Genomic DNA, 2476 nt, shown 5'->3' with positions numbered 1-2476 from the left:
ATAGGGCAGTTGCGAATTTACGCAGACATTAAGAATTAGAAATAAATTAATCTTCCGCTAGAGTTTTTGAAAGTAGAAACTTGAAAGTAGAAACTTGAAAGCGAAACTTGAAAAGCAGAATTTGAAAAGCAAAATCTGAAAAGCAGAAACTTGAAAGTGGAAACCGAAAAGCGAAACTTGAAAAGCAGAATCTGAAAAGTAGAATCTGAAAAGCAGAATCTGAAAAGTAGAATCTGAAAAGCAGAATCTGAAAAGCAGAATCTGAAAAGCAAAATCTGAAAAGCAAAATCTGAAAAACGAAACTTGAAAGCGGAAACCGAAAAGCGAAACTTGAAAGGCATAATCTTAAAAATAGAAACTTTAAAATATTCAACCGCCCTATAACAGCCGTCTCAAGCCATTGCGAATTTTCTCCTAAATTGACGCTTTCGCTTAGCAAGTTTATTTATCTTAGCCGAAACTAATCGGTCCCGCAGTTCGCAACGGCATGAGGCGGCGGGACGTTATAGGGCAGTTGCGGAATTTACGCAGATAAACAGCTTTGAATTCGAGATCATTGTCCACTTTTATCGCAAAGCAGAAACCTGAAAAGCAGAAACCTGAAAAGTAGAAACCTGAAAAGTAGAAACTTGAAAAGCAGAAATTTGAAAAGCAGAAATTTGAAAACAGAAACTTGAAAACAGAAACCTGAAAACAGAAATCTGAAAACAGAAACATGAAAACAGAAACCTGAAAGCAAAAACTGAAAAGCGGAAAACCGAAAAAAGAAGCTTGAAAAGTGGAAACCTAAAAGCAGAAACTGCAAATTATTCAACCGCCCTATAACAGCCGTCTCAAGCCATTGCGAATTTTCTCCTAAATTGACGCTTTCGTTTCGCAAGTTTATTTATATTTGGTGGAAAATAATCGGGTCCGAAGTTCGCAACGGCGTGAGGCGTCGGGACGTTATAAGGCAGTTTAGAAGAACGGTAATAATAAATAAATATGGAATTGAAAATATTAGATGAGTTACTTAAATATCTATTAATTACAGAATATTGTGAATTTGCATATATGAAAAACGATGCAAACAAAAATTCAGAATTTTTAAAAGATATTGAGAGCTCTACATTTCATTCAGCTTTACTTAAATTAGTGAAAGATGGTTATGTAAATGAAAGTTCTCAAAACACAACAGACGAAATATTTAATACTCCAAGAACAAATTATTTTTACCAAATTTCTTTCGAAGGTATGTTTTTTATAAAAAACGGCGGTTACGCGAAGCAAAATTCCGAAAACCTAAAGAAAGAAACTGAATATGAGAGTATCCAGAATGAACAGAGGAAACAAGCTTCTGCTCTCGTTCGTCTAAATCGTTGGCTTGTTTTTGGGGCAATCGTTGTTGCAATTGATAGCGTTCTAAATATTTTAAATTTTTTCGGTGTTTACTTCGATACAAGTAATTTTTTATTTTGCATAAAACCGACTTAAAATAATTTAACATAATAATTTAATTTAAAAATGTGTTTCCTTAATATCGGTGGAAACACGAAACCGACAATAAAACCGCCTTATAACAGCTGTCTGTGGCTATTGTGGGGTTTAGTGGAATTAGCGTTTCGCAAACATATTTTAGTTAATCCGAAAATACTCTGGTCACGAATTCCCACAACAGACCACAGGCAGCGGAACGTTACCAGCTATTTTACAGAATCGCATATGAAAGAAAATTGGCTTTTTATTAAAACTGCAGATCATTACGGACACTCGGAGATTATTCAGATTGATGAAGATATCATTGATTATTTTGTTGTTGAAAAAAATGATAAAATCTGTCTAATAAAAAACGGAAACAGAAATGAAAAGCTAAGCGAAACAGAACATAAATTTATTAATCAAAATCGAATTAGATTTTTTAGAAATGGAAAAATTCACAAAGTTTTAAGCGATGAAAAGTCTATAACTGAAGATTGTATATTCGAAAATGATTACGAAAAACTAAAAGCAACAGAAACTGAATTAACAGAAAGTGAAATTCAGAATTTAAAGTTTGAGTTTAATTGGAATGGAGAAAAAGTTAATCTTAGGTTCAATGAGGTTTTGGACTCGCCAGTTATACAAGAAATAAACAAACGTTTGAATAAAGAAGGAAGTAGAATTGTACTTGAAAAACTAAATGAAACGCTATTTGTTTCACTTTATATAGATAATTATCTTGACAAACTAATTCCTATAAAATATGTAGACAAACAAAAGATGATTTTATATGGTTTCCCAAAAGAACCTTATGAAATTAATTGTCAAATAGTAGAATAAAAAAACAGCTGGTAACACACGCTACAAGCAATTTGGGTAATAGGCTTAATTTAAATATGGTTTTGTATTTAGTAGATTTGGCAAATCCGAAAATAGGGCTTAATTTAGTCTCAAACTGCTTGTAGCGCGGGAACGTTATATGCCATTTTGAAAGACGTCAGTACCAAAAATTAACAAT

Annotated in this window: 2 protein-coding genes; both read left to right on the top strand. The window is 32.7% G+C overall.

Annotated elements, in window-relative coordinates; translation table 11 throughout:
- The first annotated feature begins 984 nt into the window (after positions 1–984).
- Positions 985–1473, top strand: coding sequence for a hypothetical protein (locus tag L1S34_RS14695; protein WP_236364838.1), 489 nt, complete (start codon positions 985–987; stop codon positions 1471–1473).
- Between the two features lie 228 nt (positions 1474–1701).
- Positions 1702–2298: a hypothetical protein gene (locus L1S34_RS14690; protein ID WP_236364837.1), complete on the top strand. Its 597-nt coding sequence runs from the start codon at positions 1702–1704 to the stop codon at positions 2296–2298.
- Positions 2299–2476 lie beyond the last annotated feature (178 nt).

It is taken from the genome of Flavobacterium sp. K77, from assembly GCF_021608205.1.
GTDB classification, from domain to species: domain Bacteria; phylum Bacteroidota; class Bacteroidia; order Flavobacteriales; family Flavobacteriaceae; genus Flavobacterium; species Flavobacterium turcicum.
The sequence above is the reverse complement of the archived record's forward strand: the minus strand, read 5'-3'. Positions and strand labels throughout refer to the sequence as shown.

Bases quoted from the DNA above. Each gene is read 5' to 3' on its own strand.
- L1S34_RS14695 (WP_236364838.1), top strand. From the start codon at position 985: ATGGAATTGAAAATATTAGATGAGTTACTTAAATATCTATTAATTACA.
- L1S34_RS14690 (WP_236364837.1), top strand. From the start codon at position 1,702: ATGAAAGAAAATTGGCTTTTTATTAAAACTGCAGATCATTACGGACAC.